8 protein-coding genes and 1 tRNA gene are annotated in these 16,679 nt (G+C 65.1%); 7 read left to right on the forward strand and 2 right to left on the reverse strand.

Features of this window, described 5'->3' with window-relative positions; all coding sequences use genetic code 11:
• Positions 1-4 precede the first annotated feature (4 nt).
• On the reverse strand, positions 5-1,225 hold the full coding sequence (locus RMO95_RS01610) for an acyl-CoA dehydrogenase family protein (RefSeq protein ID WP_310448836.1): 1,221 nt from the start codon (positions 1,223-1,225) through the stop codon (positions 5-7).
• 353 nt (positions 1,226-1,578) lie between these two features.
• On the opposite strand from RMO95_RS01610, the gene RMO95_RS01615 reads away from it, so the two are divergent.
• A tRNA-His gene (locus tag RMO95_RS01615) sits at positions 1,579-1,654 on the forward strand.
• Positions 1,655-2,067: 413 nt separating this feature from the next.
• Positions 2,068-4,311: a cyclic nucleotide-binding domain-containing protein gene (locus RMO95_RS01620; protein WP_310448837.1), complete on the forward strand. Its 2,244-nt coding sequence runs from the start codon at positions 2,068-2,070 to the stop codon at positions 4,309-4,311.
• Here the strand turns inward: RMO95_RS01620 and putA are convergent.
• Positions 4,308-7,937, reverse strand: coding sequence for a bifunctional proline dehydrogenase/L-glutamate gamma-semialdehyde dehydrogenase PutA (putA, locus tag RMO95_RS01625; RefSeq protein WP_310448838.1), 3,630 nt, complete (start codon positions 7,935-7,937; stop codon positions 4,308-4,310). The genes RMO95_RS01620 and putA overlap by 4 nt on opposite strands.
• Positions 7,938-8,134: 197 nt before the next feature.
• Between putA and rocD the strand changes: the two genes are divergently transcribed.
• The 5 genes from rocD (at position 8,135) to RMO95_RS01650 (ending at position 16,661) form a co-directional block, all read left to right on the forward strand.
• On the forward strand, positions 8,135-10,243 hold the full coding sequence (gene rocD / locus RMO95_RS01630) for an ornithine--oxo-acid transaminase (protein WP_310448839.1): 2,109 nt from the start codon (positions 8,135-8,137) through the stop codon (positions 10,241-10,243).
• 9 nt (positions 10,244-10,252) lie between these two features.
• On the forward strand, positions 10,253-11,773 hold the full coding sequence (locus RMO95_RS01635) for an aldehyde dehydrogenase family protein (RefSeq protein WP_310448840.1): 1,521 nt from the start codon (positions 10,253-10,255) through the stop codon (positions 11,771-11,773).
• 112 nt (positions 11,774-11,885) lie between these two features.
• Positions 11,886-13,808: a PrkA family serine protein kinase gene (locus RMO95_RS01640; protein ID WP_310448841.1), complete on the forward strand. Its 1,923-nt coding sequence runs from the start codon at positions 11,886-11,888 to the stop codon at positions 13,806-13,808.
• Positions 13,809-13,861: 53 nt separating this feature from the next.
• Positions 13,862-15,127, forward strand: coding sequence for a YeaH/YhbH family protein (locus RMO95_RS01645; RefSeq protein WP_310448842.1), 1,266 nt, complete (start codon positions 13,862-13,864; stop codon positions 15,125-15,127).
• A 7-nt stretch (positions 15,128-15,134) separates the two neighbouring features.
• Positions 15,135-16,661, forward strand: a complete 1,527-nt coding sequence (locus RMO95_RS01650; protein WP_310448843.1) for a SpoVR family protein — start codon at positions 15,135-15,137, stop codon at positions 16,659-16,661.
• Positions 16,662-16,679: the final 18 nt, after the last annotated feature.

Consider the following 16,679-nt stretch of genomic DNA (forward strand, 5'->3'; position numbering starts at 1 on the left):
GTCCTTACAGTCCCAGGATCATCTGCGAGATGATGTTTTTCTGGATTTCGTTGGAACCGCCGTAGATGGTGGTCTTGCGCATGTTGAAATACTGTCCGGACAGCGGCGGTGCGTGGTCGGCATAGGCGGGCATTGCTGCGTCGCCGCTCCAGTCGGCGTCGAGGCCCTCGTCGAGCCAGGGCAGGGCGTAATGACCCAGGGCCTGCATCTTGAGTTCGGTCAGCATCTGCTGGATTTCGGAACCCTTGACCTTGAGGATCGAGGCTTCCGGGCCGGGTGCGCGCTTCTTCTCGCCTTCGGTAGCGCTGTCAGACGATATGACGCGCAGGTTGGTGATCTCCAGCGCCATGAGTTCGAGCTCGACCTGGGCGATGCGGTCGCGGAAGCGCTGATCCTCGATCAGCGGGCGGCCAGCCGAAGTTTCCTTGCGCGCGATCTCCTTGAGCTTCTTCAGTTCGCGCTTCGAGCGGCCGACGCCGGCAATCCCCGTGCGTTCGTGGCCGAGCAGGAACTTGGCATAGGTCCAGCCCTTGTTCTCCTCGCCGATCAGGTTTTCGGCCGGCACTTTGACCTCCTCGAACCAGACTTCGTTGATCTCGTGTTCGCCGTCCAGCATGATGATCGGCCGCACCGTGATGCCCGGGGTCTTCATGTCGATCAGCAGGAAGGAAATGCCTTCCTGCTGGCGACCTTCGGTCGAGGTGCGGACCAGGCAGAAAATCCAGTCGGCGTGCTGGCCGAGTGTGGTCCAGGTCTTCTGGCCATTCACCACGTATTGGTCGCCTTCCCGCACCGCCCGCATTTTGAGAGACGCCAAGTCGGAGCCCGAACCCGGCTCGGAATAGCCCTGGCACCACCAGTCCGTGCCGTCGATGATGCGCGGCAGGAAGCGCTGCTGCTGTGCCGGATTGCCGAAGGCCATGATCACCGGCGCCACCATCTTGAGGCCGAAGGGCAGTTGCATTGGCGCCCCGGCGTCGGCGCATTCCTCATCGAAGATATGCTGCTGCACGGCATTCCAGCCGGTGCCGCCAAAGGCCGCGGGCCAGCCCGCCGCGCCCCAGCCCTGGGCGTGCAGCAGTTTTTGCCAGCGCACGAAATCGTCCTTCGCCAGGCGTTTGCCGCCAAGCACCTTGCGGCTGATTTCAGGGGGCAGTTTGGCGCGCAGAAAGCCGCGCACTTCTTCCCGGAAGGACTGCTCCTCGGCAGTGAAATTGAGATCCATCGGTAGTCGGTCCTTTGCTGTGCGCCTTATTGGAGTTGGGATACTGCAGAGTGGAACAAGATTCTGCAAATATGGTACGCGAGATGAAGGTCGCTGACAAGCTCGGGATAGCGGATTCAGCCTGCAAAAAACCGGCAGCTTCCTGGGGCAGGCGCCGCTTTGCCATGCGCGGACCGGCGCGGATCGCCCTGTGGGATCGGCTGTGCCGCCGGCGCCGCGCTATCGCCGTGCCGTCAGCGCCAACTTTTGCTCGCTTCAAGCTTAAGGCCAAGGCTTGATTCTTTTCCGCCCTTCTCCCATAATTCGCCCCCTGCCCAACCGGGACCTGGTTCCGGGCGGCATGTTTTTCGGTGGTGGCTGTAGCTCAGTTGGTAGAGTCCTGGATTGTGATTCCAGTTGTCGTGGGTTCGAGTCCCATCAGCCACCCCACCCGAATCGAGAACGGAGCCCGCGGGCTCCGTTTTTTATGTCTGCGGCGCATAGCCGCAGACGGTATCCCCCGGTGGGATATGTCTGCGGCGCCCTGCCGCGGACGGTGCTTTGCACGCCTGGGATTCCGCTTTGCGGGCAGGCGTCCCCCGGTGGGATTCGCCCTCAGGTCGTTCCCGGTCCCATCGGCACGTAGCGGAATCCCCCGAATCGCCCTGCGCCACTGGTCTTGACGCCGAGGACGCGCGAGTTCTGGCGGCATTGTTGATCGTGTCATACAATTGAAACCTGATATATCGATTGCTGCGATTCGTCGCCTGGCATTTTCGCAAGCGGTCAGGAGGGCACCCGACGCAGTGTCTGCCCGATAGACTGCAATCTCGAACAAGCAACGAAGCAAAGGATCATTGGCCATGTCGATACGTAAACTCGTGGTTGCCAACGGAATCTGCTTTGTCGAGATACCGGCTGCCGGTATCTATCTGCTGTGCGGTTCGCCGGCCGACAGCGTCAAGCATCTGTTGCGGCGGGGCATCATCCAGACCACCGAACGCAACGGCGTGGCCTTCGAGAACGGCCCCAATGCGATCCTGCTGTCGGACTCGATGATCCAGAACGGACACCTGTGCAATCTGGCCGAGTTCCCCATCCTGCAGATGCTCTACCGGCAGGGCATGCTGATCCCGAACCATCCCAACAATACCGGCATGAAGCCGAAGCTGATCGGCACGCCGGAGCAGCTGGCGGCCCAGTTGCGCTACATCCATCGCGGCAACTACGGCCTGATCTCCGCCGAGGAAATGATGAAGGCGGGTGTCGAGGAGGCCGCGGCCGACGAACTGATGCGCGTCAAGCTCAAGTTCGCCTTCGGCCAGATCGCGCGTCCCGAAGCTTTCGTCGAATGCCATCCCCTGACCGCGGGCAGCATCGATATCGGCAACGGCGTCAGCATCAAGCGCCTCGCCCATAATGTCTTCGACATACGCCATGGCGAGGATTTCGTCGAGGTGGATCTCAACCTCGAACCGCATCAGATCTATCCCTGCCCCTATCCGCTGAGCCATGTCGCGATCGACCGCCACTATTTCGCCGTGGTGCATGCCGGCGACGGCGACGGCTGGGACTTCAACCGCCCGGCCATGGGCAGCGTGCTGATCCATCAGGGCCGCGTGTACCTGATCGACGCGGGCCCCAACATCCACTACAGTCTCGACGCACTGGGCATAGGCAAGAAGGAAGTGGCGGGGATTTTCCACACGCATTGCCACGACGATCATTTCGCCGGGCTGACGACGCTGCTCCAGTGCGACCGGCCGCTGCAGTATTTCGCCACGCCGCTGGTGCGGGCGTCGGTGACGCGGAAGTTCTGCGCGCTGCTGTCGATACCGGAAAGCGAGTTCGCCCGATACTTCGACATCTGCGACCTGGTGGAAGGGGAGTGGAACGACATCATGGGCCTGGAAGTGCGGCCGACCATTTCGCCGCATCCGGTGGAGACCACGATATTCAATTTCCGCGTGCTCTGGGAAGGCGGCTACCGCACCTATGCCCACCTCGCCGACGTCGCCTCGTTCCGCGTCATCGACGCCATGGTCAGCGCCGACGCGACTGCGCCCGGCCTGAGCCCGGAGCGCGCGCAGGCGATCAAGGCGTCCTACCTGGAAGCGGTGGACCTGAAGAAGATCGACATCGGCGGCGGCATGATCCACGGCTGCGCCGAGGACTTCGCCACCGACGCCACGCCCCGGCTGTTGCTCGCGCATACCTCGCGCGATCTGACGCAGGAGGAGCGACGCATCGGTTCGGGCGCGCCCTTCGGCACCCTGGACGTGATGATTCCGGGGGAGCAGAACTTCCTGCTGCGCGATGCCAGCGAATTTCTCAAGAGCTATTTTCCGACGGTGCCGGTCGAGCGCCTGCACATGCTGCTGAACAACCGCATCGTCACCTTCAATCCGGAAACCATCATCACCTCGGCGGGGACGGTGCCGCAGGAGATCTATCTGCTGCTGGCCGGCAAGGTCGAAATCCTGACCCAGGATCCGAACAGCGCCCATTTCCTGTTCAGCGGTTCGCTGCTGGCCGAATCGGCCGCGATTCACAACCGGCAGAGCGAAGATACCTATCGCTCGGTGGGTTTCGTCCAGGCCTTGCGCCTGCCGGCAGACCTCTACCGCAATTTTGTCGAGCGCTTCTTTTCCAGCGCCGAACTGCTCAAGGTGCGCACGGTCGAGGAGCGCCTGCGGCGCACCTTCCTGTTCAGCGATGCGGTGACCAACACCACGCTGTTTTCACTGGCCAAGAATTGCACCATCACCCGCCTGCACGCCGGCCGGCATTTCATCGGCGATCCGCATCAACTGCACCTGATCGGCAAGGGACGGCTGGCCAAGGGCAATGACGAGAAGGCGCCGGTGCTCGGCAAGGGCGAGTTCTGGGGCGCGGACAGCCTGTTTGCCGCGGTGTCCAAGGGCGCCGGCGAACCGGCCACAGCGGCCGAGCCGGAACCCAGCCTGGTGGCGCTGGACAGTTGCGAGGTCTATTCGGTGCCGCTGAAACTGGTGTCGCGGATTCCGGTGGTGCGCTGGAAGCTGTTCGAGGCCTTCCGCAACGCCCATCCCTACGCCGCGCCGCGTTATCGCGGCACGGCACGCTAAGCCGCGCGGGTTGCCTGCTCTCCATCCGGACCTTCGTCGCCGAGGGCCATCAAGCCGGCATTGCCGCCCGTCGCCGCCGTATTGACGCTGACCAGGCGCTCGACCAGCATGCGGTACAGCGGGTAGAGCGCGCTTCTTGCGCCGGGCTGGAACACGGGTATCAGGGGTCCCGGCGTATCGGCCAGGCGCGGCCGCCTGGCCGATACGCCGAGGTCGCGGGTCAGCAGCACGCCCGCCAGGCCAAGGCAGTCCACCTGCGGTAGGAATTCGATCCGCATCACCAGTTCCCGGGGCAGCGCGGCCCTGATGCTCCTGGCCGGCGCGCCGTCGACCATCACGGCGCTGCCGTCGACCGCGAGCACCGCCGCAAGCTGTTCGAGCAGCGCGTCTGCGTCGCACGCCAGGCAAAGCAGGCGGCCGCGCGGCACGAAGCTCAGGGTGTTGCGTTCGCCGGTGGCGCCCGGCAGTTCGAGCCGGACCTCACGCAGCGACAGTTCGCCATAGCGCGCGCAGCATTGGGCCAGGGCGCTTCGTCCGTTGCCGGCGGCCCATGCCGCCAGCGTGTGCAGCGCGGGTAGAGGATCGGCGGCAGCGCAGCCGAGGTCCGCCGGCGCGACCTGCTCGCTGCCCGCCAGCGCATGCAGATACAGCGGCCCGCCGGATTTCGGTCCGGTGCCGGACAGGCCCTCGCCGCCGAAGGGCTGCACGCCGACCACGGCGCCGATCATGTTTCGATTGACGTAGATGTTGCCGACGCGCGCCGCCTTCACTACTTTCCCGACCGTTTCGTCGATGCGGCTATGCACGCCCAGGGTCAGGCCGTAGCCGGTGGCATTGATGGCCGCCACCAGGCCTTCGAGGTCGTCGGCGGCGAAGCGCAGCACGTGTAGCACCGGGCCGAAGACCTCGCCCTGCAGCTCGGCCAGCGCATCGATCTCGATCAGCGTCGGCGCCACGAAGCAGCCGCTGCGGCAGGCCGCCGGCAGGCTGGCCTGCCACACCGGCCGGCCTTTTTCGCACATCCGCGCGACGTGGTCGAGCAGTGCGTCGCGGGCCTTGCCGTCGATCACCGGGCCGATGTCGGTCGCCAGGTGCGCCGGACTGCCGATCTGCAGTTCTCCCGCCGCGGCCTTCAGCAGCGGCAGCACGCGGTCGGCAATCTCGTGCTGCAGGCACAGTACCCGCAAGGCCGAGCAGCGTTGGCCGGCGCTGTCGAAGGCCGAGCTCAGCACGTCCTGTACCACCTGTTCGGGCAGGGCCGAGGAATCGACGATCATTGCGTTTTGGCCGCCGGTTTCCGCAATCAGGCGCACCTCTTCGCGTACGGCGATGCGCTGGTTGATCAACTGCGCCACCTCGGTGGAGCCCGTGAATAGCACGCCGCGCACGCGCGGATCGGCGACCAGCGCGGCGCCCACGGTTTCACCGCGCCCGGGCAGCAGTTGCAGGGCTTGCGGCGGAATGCCGGCCTGGCGCAGCAGTTCCACGGCAAGACAAGCGATCAGCGGCGTCTGTTCGGCCGGCTTGGCGATCACCGGGCTGCCGGCAGCCAGGGCCGCGCTGATCTGGCCGACGAATATCGCCAGCGGAAAATTCCAGGGGCTGATGCAGACCACCGGCCCCGGGATCGCGTCCGCCGGCTGATAGCGGCCGCTGCCGAGCTGCGCGGCGTAGTAGCGACAGAAATCCACGGCTTCGCGAATTTCGGCCAGGCCATTGCTCCAGGTCTTGCCGGCCTCGCGGATGCACAGACTCAGCAGTTGCATGCGCTGCGCTTCGAGCAGGTCGGCGGCGCGCAGCAGTGCCGCCGCGCGCGTGGCCGGCGGCGTGCGCCCCCAGTCCGCGGCGCAGGATGCCGCGGTCGCCAGCGCCAGTTCAAGCATCGCGGCATCGGCCTCGGTCACTTCGCCGACCCTGTCTCCATGGTCGGCCGGATTCAGCACCGGCAGGGGCTGGCCGGTGGCTGCGGTGGCCGCGCCCGGCAACGGCCGCGCCGACCACTGTCGGGCGGCAAGCTGCGCCAGGCCGGATTCGAGTTCGGCAATGCGCGCTTCGTCGGTCAGGTCGACCCCGGCCGAGTTGAGCCGCTCGGCGCCGAAAATCCGCGCCGGCAGGGGGATCGCCGGGTGCGGCGCGCCGCCCTGCTGCCTGACCCGGCTCAGCGGATCGGCGAGCAGTTCGTCGATCGACACCGATTCATCGACGATGCGATTGACGAAGGAACTGTTGGCGCCGTTTTCCAGCAGCCGGCGCACCAGGTAAGGCAGCAGGGTCTCGTGGCTGCCGACCGGGGCATAGATGCGGCAGCGCCTGCCGCCGTTTTCGGCGCCCACCAGGTGGTCGTAGAGCGCCTCGCCCATGCCGTGCAGGCACTGGAATTCGTAGTCCTCGATGCCGCGTCGGCGCGCCAACTGCATCACGGCGGCGACGGTCTGCGCATTGTGGGTGGCGAACTGGGGATAGATCGCGTCTGGCGCCGCCAGCATGCGGCCGGCGCAGGCAAGATAGGACAGATCGGTATGGAACTTGCGCGTGAACACCGGGTAGTCGGCGAGGCCGTCGACCTGGGCGCGCCGGATTTCGCTGTCCCAATAGGCGCCCTTGACCAGGCGCAGCATGATGCGCCGCCGCTGTCGCCGCGCCAGCCCGATCAGCCAGTCGACGACGTGGATGCCGCGCTTCTGGTAGGCCTGGATCACGAAACCGAGACCGTCCCAGCCGGCCAGGTCGCGGTCGGCGGCGAGGGATTCGAGAAGGTCGAGCGAAAGTTCGAGGCGCTCGGCTTCTTCCGCATCGATGCTGAGCCCGATGCCGTAGCGCTTCGCCAGCAGCATCAGGGATTTCAGTGCCGGTCCGAGTTCCGCCATCACGCGCGCCTTCTGGCTGTACTGGTAGCGCGGGTGCAGGGCCGAGAGCTTGACCGAGACGCCGGCCCCGGCCACCACGCCGCGCCCGCCGGCGGCAGTGCCGATGGCATGGATCGCGCTTTCATAGGCGCGCCGGTAGCGCTCGGCATCGGCGGCGCTCAAGGCCGCCTCGCCGAGCATGTCGAAGGAGTGGGTATAGCCGTCGGCTTCCTTGGCGGCGGCCTGCGTCAGCGCCTCGGCTATGGTCGTGCCGGCAACGAATTGCCTTGCCAGCAGAGTCATCGCATAAGCCACCCCGCGGCGCACCAGGGGTTCGCCACCGCGGCTCAACAGGCCGCCCAGCGCCTGGCCCAGGACGCCGTGCGAGGGCGCGGCGACCAGCTTGCCGCTGAGCAGCAAAGCCCAACTGGCGGCATTGACGAACAGCGAACGCTGGCCGCCGAGGTGCGCTTGCCAGTCGCCGTGGCTCAGCTTGTCGCGGATCAGGCGATCCGCCGTGGCCGCATCGGGAACGCGCAGCAAGGCCTCGGCCAGGCACATCAGGGCAATGCCTTCGGGTGTCGATAACGAAAACTCGTGCATCAGGTGGTCTGCGCCGCCGGCGCCGCGCCGCCGGCTACGCACCGCCTCGACCAGGGCTCGCGCCTGCGCCTTGATCGCCGGCGCGGCGAGTTCCATGCCTTCCAGTTCGGTCACCAGCGCCGCCACACAAACGGCTTCGGCGCTTCGACAGGCTTCCCTGATTGCGTGTCGCGACATATGCGACTCCCTTAGACCGGCATGGACATGCAAGGCGACATTCGGCTGGCGCGATTTGGCCGGCGCGGTTTCCCCGCATCGAACGTCCCGCAGCGATTGCTGTCTACATAGTTTAGTAGAACCCGCCGTCCGCACGCAGCGATCGACGAATGCAAGCGCCGGGCGAGGATTGGCCGGCAGCATCCTGGGAGATGGTCATGAACGACAAGGTCATCGCTAAGCAGCGCCCGGTGCGTCTGATCGGCGTGGTCAGCGGGCTGGGGGTGCCGCCGCGGACCTGCGCCGGCAGCATGCGCGCGGCGGCGGCCCTGGAGCTCGCCGACGCCGGCGGCGGGATGCGCAGGAACGGCATCGATTGCGCATGGGACGGGCTCATCGCGCCGACGACCGAGCGGGATCTGCCGCGGGATGTCGCATTGCGCCGGCTCTGCGGCCAGGTCGCCGAGCGCGTCGCGGCCTGCGTCGACAGTGGCGCCCTGCCGGTCGTGGTCAGCGGCGATCATGCGCTGGCGGTCGGCACCTGGCAGGGGGTGGCGCGGGCGCTCGGCAAGTCACCCGGCATGCTCTGGATCGATGCCCATCTCGATGCGCATACCGAAACCACGAGTCCCAGCGGCAATCCGCACGGCATGCCGCTGGCGGCGCTGCTGGGGCGCGGCCCCAATCCCTGGCAAAGCCCGCAGGCGGCGCTGGACGCGGCGCGCTGCTGCGTGTTCGGCGCGCGCAGTTACGAGGATTCCGAAATGCGCCTGCTGCAGGAACTTGGCGTACGCGTCGTGGATAGGGAGGAAATACGCCGGCGCGGCCTGCGGTCGGCGCTGGACGAAGCGCTGGCCCATGTCGGCGGCGGCAGCTTCGGCATTTCGATCGATCTCGACGCGGTCGATCCGGGCGATGCGCCCGGGGTCAATACGCCCAGCGCGGGCGGCCTGGACGGCGCCGACCTGGCCGATGCCCTGCGCAGCCTGGCCCGCAAGCCGGAACTCGCCGCGCTCGAAATCGCCGAGTACAACCCGGAACGCGACGTTGCGGGCCGCACCGCGCGGCTGGTGGCGCGCCTGCTCGAATCGCTGAGTGCGCCGGACGGCGACGAGTGCCGGCGGATCGAGGCCGCCAGCGGCGCGCACAACTATGCGCCGCTGCCGGTGGTGTTGGCGCGCGGCGAGGGCATCCACGTCTGGGATACGGCGGGCAAACGCTACATCGACATGATGTCGGCCTATTCGGCGGTGAGCCTGGGGCACGGCCATCCGCAACTGGTGGCCGCGCTGACGGAACAGGCGCAGCGTCTGGCCGTCACCTCGCGGGCCTTTTACAACGACCGTTTGCCGCTGCTGCTGGCGCGCCTGTGCGCGGTCTTCGGCTATGAGGCGGCGCTGCCGGTCAATACCGGGCTGGAGGCAGTGGAAACCGCGCTCAAGGCGGTGCGCAAATGGGGTTACCGGCATAAGGGCGTTGCCGCCGATCAGGCCGAGATCATCGCCTGCGAGGGCAATTTCCATGGACGCTCGATCGCGATCATCGGTATGTCCTCGGAGGCCCAGTACCGCGACGGCTTCGGCCCGTTTGCGCCGGGCTTCAGGCGGATCGCCTACGGCGACGCCGCCGCGCTCGAAGCCGCGATTGGGCCCAATACCGTGGCCTTCCTGGTGGAACCGGTGCAGGGCGAGGGCGGCATCGTCGTGCCGCCCGACGGCTATTTGCGCCGCTGCGCCGAAATCTGCCGGCGTCACGGCGTGCTGCTGATCTGCGACGAGGTGCAGACCGGCCTCGGCCGCACCGGCAAGCTGCTGGCCTCCTGGCACGAGAAGGTGCGGCCCGATGGGGTGATCCTGGGCAAGGCACTGGGCGGTGGCCTGCTGCCGGTATCGGCCTTTCTCGCCGACCGCGAGCTCATGGATGTGTTCACCCCAGGCGACCATGGCAGCACCTTCGGCGGCAATGCGCTGGCCGCGGCGGTGGCCCTGGTCGCCCTCGACCTGATCGTCGAGCTGGATCTGTCGGCGCATTCGGCGCTGCTCGGCGAGCATCTGCTGGCGCGGCTGCGCGCCTTGCGCCATCCGGCGATACGCGCCGTGCGCGGGCGCGGACTGTTTGCCGGGATCGAACTCGATCCCGCCATTCTCGACGCGCACACCGCCTGCCTCAGGCTGCTCGATGCCGGCGTGCTGACAAAGGATACCCATGGCACGGTGATCCGGATCGCGCCGCCGCTGATCATCGACATGGCCCAGCTCGACGACGCGATCGACCGCATCGCCGCCGTCCTGCAGCAGATGCCGGTCGACCAGGCCCTCGCCGCCTGACGGGACGCCATGGCTACCCTCGACAAGAATGACATTCTGGAACGCCTGGGCATCGTCGGCAGCCTGGCCCGGGCCGGGGCCGGATTCGCCTCGGAAAACCCGGCGACAGGTGAGCCGATTGCCTGGGTTCGCCGTGCCGCCAGCGGCAACTATCAAGCGACCGTGACGGCGGCCGAGGCCGCTTTCGTGAAATGGCGCGAGGTGCCGGCGCCGCAACGCGGCGCGCTGGTGCGTGCCCTGGGTGAGGAACTGCGGCGGCAAAAGGGCCTGCTCGGCAGCCTGATCTCGCTCGAAATCGGGAAGATCAAGGCCGAAGGCGACGGCGAGGTGCAGGAAATGATCGACATCGCCGATTTCGCCGTCGGCCTTTCGCGCCAGTTGTACGGTCGCAGCATGCAATCGGAGCGCCGGCAGCACCGGATGTTCGAGCAGTGGCAGCCGCTGGGCCCGGTCGGCGTGATTACCGCATTCAATTTCCCCGCCGCGGTGTGGGCGTGGAACGCGCTGATCGCGGCGGTCTGTGGCGACACGGTGGTATGGAAGCCGAGTCCGAAGGCGCCATTGACGGCGCTGGCCATTCATCGGCTGGTCTGCGAAGTGGCGCGGCAGCACGATGCCGCAGATGTCTTCGGCCTGCTGCTGTCCGACCGGCCGCAGCTCGGCGAACGGATGGCCGGCGACCCGCGCCTGCGCTTGCTCTCCTTCACCGGATCCTCCGCCGTCGGGCGTCGGGTGGCGCAAACCGTGGCGGGGCGCTTCGGCCGCAGCCTGCTCGAATGCTCGGGCAACAACGCGGTGATCGTCGATGAAACCGCCGATCTCGATCTGGCGCTGCGTGCCATTCTGTTCGGTGCGGTGGGCACCGCCGGTCAGCGCTGCACCTCGACGCGCCGCCTGATCGTGCACGAGTCGCGCTACGCCGAAATCGTCCGCCGCCTGCTGGATGCCTACAGCGAGGTGTGCGTCGGCGATCCGCTGGCTGCCAGCACTCTGATGGGGCCGCTGATTGACGAAGCCGCGCGCATCGACTTTGTCGCCGCGGTGGCCGAAGCCGAAGCCTGCGGCGGCACTGTGCTGTGTGGCGGCTGCGTTCTGGCGCGGCCCGGCTACTTCGTGCGGCCGACGCTGATCGAGGCCGAGAACGACTGGCCGGTGGTGCAACGCGAAACCTTCGGCCCCATTCTTTACGTCATGCGCTACCGGGACTTCGAGCAGGCACTGGCCATGCAGAATGCCGTGCCGCAAGGTCTGTCCTCGGCCTTGTTCACGCTCGACCTGCGCCATGCGGAAAAATTCCTCGCCGCATCCGGCAGCGATTGCGGCATCGCCAACATCAATCTCGGCACTTCGGGCGCCGAAATCGGCGGCGCCTTCGGCGGCGAAAAGGAAACCGGCGGCGGCCGCGAGGCTGGCTCGGACGCCTGGAAGGCTTATATGCGCCGGCAGACCAATACGATCAATTGGGGTAGCGATCTGCCGCTTGCTCAGGGAATTGAATTTCTCCCCGGCGGAGTACAACGGAGCCGATAGTAAATTTGGCCGACAAAAAGAGTCAACCTTTGAAATCTTTTGGCCGTTGAGCTATCTAAGAAGAGAAATGGAGTTTACAGGCAACCGCGAATAATCAGAGAGGAGGCGTGTCATGTCGATCTTTGACCGTTATCAGGGCCGCTACGAATCCGCGCTGGAAGAAGACATGTCGGTTCAGGAGTACCTGGATCTGTGCCGCAACGAACCCGCGGCCTATGTCAGTGTCGCCGAGCGCATGCTCACCGCGATCGGCGAACCCGAACTGGTGGATACGCGGCTCGATCCGCGACTTTCCCGCCTGTTTGCCAACAAGATCATCAAGATCTACCCGGCGTTCCGCGACTTCTACGGCATGGAAGACGTGATCGAGAACATCGTCGCCTTCATCCGTCACGCGGCCCAGGGTCTGGAGGAGAAGAAGCAGATTCTGTATCTGCTCGGTCCGGTCGGCGGTGGCAAATCGTCTCTCGCGGAAAAATTGAAGTCCCTGATCGAGAAAGAATCTTTCTACGCGATCAAGGATTCGCCGGTGCATGAATCGCCGCTGGGTCTGTTCAAACCCGAAGAGGATGGCCCTATCCTCGAAGAGGACTTCGGCATCCCGCGGCGCTACCTGAATTCGATCATGTCGCCTTGGGCCGTCAAGCGTCTGCACGAGTTCAACGGCGATATCACCAAGTTCCGCGTTGTCAAGCTGCGGCCCTCGGTGCTGCGCCAGATCGCGGTGTCGAAAACCGAGCCGGGCGACGAGAACAATCAGGACATCTCGTCCCTGGTGGGCAAGATCGATATCCGCAAACTCGAAGAGTATTCGCAGAACGACCCCGATGCCTACAGCTACTCGGGCGGGCTGTGCCTGGCCAACCGCGGCCTGCTGGAATTCGTCGAGATGTTCAAGGCGCCGATCAAGGTGCTGCATCCGCTGCTGACGGCGACCCAGGAAGCCAACTACAAGGGTACCGAGGGCTTCGGCGCGATTCCCTTCGACGGCATGATCCTCGCCCACTCCAACGAGGCCGAGTGGATGGCGTTCAAGAACAACCGCAACAACGAGGCCTTCCTCGACCGCATCTACATCGTCAAGGTACCCTACTGCCTGCGCGTTTCCGAAGAGGTCAAGATCTACGAGAAGCTGCTGGTGAACTCTTCGCTGTCGAAGGCGCCCTGCGCGCCGGACACGCTCCTGATGATGGCGCAGTTCGCCGTGCTGTCGCGCCTCAAGGAGCCGGAAAACTCGGCGATCTACTCGAAGATGCGCGTCTATGACGGCGAGAACCTCAAGGACACCGACCCCAAGGCCAAGTCCTACCAGGAGTACCGCGACTACGCCGGGGTCGACGAGGGCATGACCGGCTTGTCCACGCGCTTCGCCTTCAAGATTCTGTCCAAGGTGTTCAACTTCGATCACCGCGAGGTGGCCGCCAATCCGGTGCACCTGATGTACGTGCTGGAGCAGCAGATCGAGCAGGAGCAGTTTCCGCCCGAGCTGGAACAGCGCTACCTGGGTTTCATCAAGGAGTTCCTCGCCCCGCGCTATGCCGAATTCATCGGCAAGGAAATCCAGACCGCCTACCTGGAGTCCTACTCGGAGTACGGCCAGAACATCTTCGACCGTTACGTCACCTATGCCGACTTCTGGATCCAGGACCAGGAATTCCGCGATCCGAATACCGGCGAAATTCTCGATCGCAGCGCCCTCAACGACGAGTTGGAGAAGATCGAGAAGCCCGCCGGCATCAGCAATCCGAAGGACTTCCGCAACGAGGTGGTGAATTTCGTGCTGCGCGCCCGCGCCAAGAACGACGGCATGAATCCGGCCTGGACCTCGTATGAAAAACTGCGCGCCGTGATCGAGAAGAAGATGTTCTCCAACACCGAGGAACTGCTGCCGGTGATCTCCTTCAACAACAAGGCCAGCGCGGACGACCAGCGCAAGCACCAGGATTTCGTCAATCGCATGAAGGCCAAGGGCTACACGGAGAAACAGGTCCGCCTGCTGGCCGAATGGTATCTCCGGGTGCGCAAATCTTCCTGAGTGTCCGGTTTGGCGCGCCCTGGGTGGCGCAAAGATAGCGAACGGGGGGCAGCATGCTGCAGATCATCGATCGGCGCAACGACAGCAAGAACAAGAGCGCCGTCAATCGCAACCGCTTCATCCGGCGCTTCAAGGGCCAGATCAGGAAGGCGGTGCAGGACGCGATTGCCCGGCGCAAGATCGCCGATATCGACAACGGCGAGAAGGTCGGCATCCCGTCCAAGGATATTTCGGAACCGCAATTCCATCATGGCCGGGGCGGGCGCTGGAGCGTGGTGCAGCCGGGCAACGACCGCTATCTGACGGGTGACGAGATCGAGCGGCCGGAGGAAGGTGCGGGGGGGCGCGGCAGCGGCGCCAGCCTGGACGGCGAGGGCCTTGACGATTTCGTGTTCACGCTGTCGCGCGAGGAGTTTCTCGATATTTTCTTCGACGACCTGGCCCTGCCGCACCTGATCAAGACGCAGTTGGCACGCATCACCGAATACAAGCGCGTGCGCGCCGGCTTCACCTCGACCGGGGTTCCGGCCAATATCAATGTGGTGCGTTCGCTGCGCGGCGCGACGGGGCGCCGACTGGCCGCCGGCGGACCCTACCGCAAGACGCTGCGCGCCCTGCACGCCGAGCTGGCCGAACTGGAAGAGTGCGGCGCGGGCGATGGCGAGCGGGCCACGGAACTGCGCGCCGAGATTGCCCGCCTGCTGCGCCGGATCGAGACCCTGCCCTTCATCGACACCTTCGATTTGCGCTACAACAGCCGCATCCGCGTGCCGGCGCCCTCGACGCAGGCCGTGATGTTCTGCGTCATGGACGTCTCCGGCTCCATGGACGAACAGAAGAAGCGCATCGCCAAGCGCTTCTTCATGCTGCTCTACCTGTTCCTGACCCGCACTTACGAGCACATCGAGATCGTTTTCATCCGCCACCACACACTGGCGCTGGAAGTCGACGAGGACGACTTCTTCCGCTCACGCGAGACCGGCGGCACCGTGGTGTCCTCCGCGCTCGAACTGATGCTGCGCATCGTGCGCCAGCGCTATGCCTCGAATATCTGGAACATTTACTGCGCCCAGGCCTCCGACGGCGACAACTGGGAGGCCGATTCGCCAAAATGCCGGGAGCTGCTCGAATCCAGCATCGTGCCGCTGATCCAGTATTACGCCTACATCGAGATTTCGGAGGGAGAACAACAGAACCTCTGGCGCGAGTACGCCAGGGTCATGGCCAGCCACCCGCAGCGCTTCGCCATGCAGCAGATCGGTGGTCCGGAGGACATCTACCCGGTGTTCCGCGAACTGTTCCGCAAGAGCCTGGCGTGAGTCGCCGATGAGCGAAATACCGCAGCCGCTGCCGACCGGATCCGAATGGAGCTTCGAGTCCATCGAGCTCTACGATCGCGAGATCGGACGTGTCGCCCGGGAATACGGGCTCGACGTCTATCGCCACCAGCTCGAAGTCATCACCGCCGAGCAGATGATGGATGCCTATGCCTCGATCGGCATGCCTGTGTATTATCACCACTGGTCCTTCGGCAAGCATTTCCTGAGTACCGAGAAGGGCTACAAGCGCGGCCAGATGGGGCTGGCCTACGAGATCGTGATCAACTCCGATCCCTGCATCGTGTACCTGATGGAGGAGAACACGATGCCGATGCAGGCGCTGGTCATCGCCCATGCCGCCTACGGCCACAACTCCTTCTTCAAGGGCAACTACCTGTTTCGCACCTGGACTTCGGCCGAGGCGATCGTCGACTACCTGGTGTTTGCGCGCAACGTCATCGCCGAGTGCGAGGAACGCTACGGCGAAGACGAGGTCGAGCAGCTGCTCGACGCCTGTCATGCCTTGATGAGCGTCGGCGTGGACCGCTACAAGAGGCCGCCCAAACTGTCCCTGAGCAAGGAAAAGGAACGGCGCAAGGAACGCGAAAGCTACCTGCAGTCGCAGGTCAACGACCTGTGGCGCACCCTGCCCCAGGGCCTGGAGCGGGAAGCCACCCAGAGCGAGCGTCGCTTTCCCGCGGAACCGGAAGAGAACCTGTTGTATTTCATCGAGAAGAACGCGCCCCTGCTGGAACCCTGGCAACGCGAAATCGTGCGCATCGTGCGCAAGATCGGGCAGTATTTCTACCCGCAGCGGCAAACCCAGCTGATGAACGAAGGCTGGGCCTGTTTCTGGCACTACACCATGCTTTACCATCTCTATGACCAGCGCCAGCTCACCGACGGCTTCATGCTGGAATTCCTCCAGCATCACACCAATGTCGTGTTCCAGCCGCCGTTCAACAGCCGCCGCTTCGGCGGCATCAATCCCTATGCGCTGGGTTTTGCCATGTGGCGCGATATCCAGCGCATCTGCCAGGAACCGACCGCCGAGGATCGCGAGTGGTTTCCCGAGCTGGCGGGCAGCGACTGGCGCGAGTCGATGGACTTCGCCATGCGCAATTTCAAGGATGAAAGCTTCGTCGCCCAGTACTTGTCGCCTCGGCTGATGCGGGAATTCAGGCTGTTCAACATTCTCGACGACCCGCGCGAGCCCACGCTGCGCGTGCGGGCGATCCACGACGAACAGGGCTACCGTACCCTGCGCCAGTGCCTCGCCGAGCAGTACAACCTCGGCAGCCGCGAGCCCGACATCCAGGTCTGGAACGTCGATCTGCGCGGCGAGCGTTCCCTCACGCTGCGGCATTTCAAGTACCAGGGACGGGATCTGGGAGAGTCCCGCGACGCGGTGCTGAAGCACGTTGCGACGCTATGGGGCTTTCCGGTCAGGCTGGAGGAGCAGGACGACGATGGCGAGGTTCGGCACCTGACCGAGGTCAGGATCGACCGGCGCAAGGAGAATCACCAGCCTTGACCGCGGCGGCGCTGCGTA

The organism is Sulfuritalea sp. (assembly GCF_031426875.1).
In the GTDB taxonomy this organism is placed as follows: Bacteria; Pseudomonadota; Gammaproteobacteria; order Burkholderiales; family Rhodocyclaceae; genus Sulfuritalea.